This window comes from Oceanimonas marisflavi (genome assembly GCF_003049725.1).
GTDB lineage: Bacteria > Pseudomonadota > Gammaproteobacteria > Enterobacterales > Aeromonadaceae > Oceanimonas > Oceanimonas marisflavi.
Genome location: NZ_QAGM01000077.1, coordinates 1 through 336, shown reverse-complemented (window position 1 = coordinate 336; position 336 = coordinate 1). Strand labels below are relative to the sequence as shown.

The following is a 336-nucleotide window of genomic DNA, read 5'->3' as shown; positions in this document are numbered from 1 at the left end:
CAGGCGGGTTGGTGATGGCAAAGGTGTGGCTGTCGCTGCCGTCGGCATCGCTGACCACAAAGTTGCCGGTGACCGCATTGCCGTCTTCGGTGGCGGCCACGCTCACCGCCGAGACCTCCGGCGCGTCGTTGACGCCAGTGACGGTGATGGTGACGGTACCGCCGTTGCTGGTGGCCCCGGCGCTGTCGGTGGCGGTGTAGGTGAAGCTGACCTGGCGGGTTTCGCCCTCGGCCAGATCCTGAAAATCCGTGCCCGGATCAAAGCCGAAGCTGCCGTCGTGGTGGTTGACCACGCTGCCCTCGGCAGGCGGGTTGGTGATGGCAAAGGTGTGGCTGT

Annotated in this window: 1 protein-coding gene; it reads right to left on the bottom strand. The window is 66.1% G+C overall.

Annotated elements, in window-relative coordinates; translation table 11 throughout:
- Positions 1-336 (bottom strand): VCBS domain-containing protein (locus DA373_RS16155; RefSeq protein ID WP_198650344.1); only part of this gene is annotated, 336 nt, incomplete at both ends.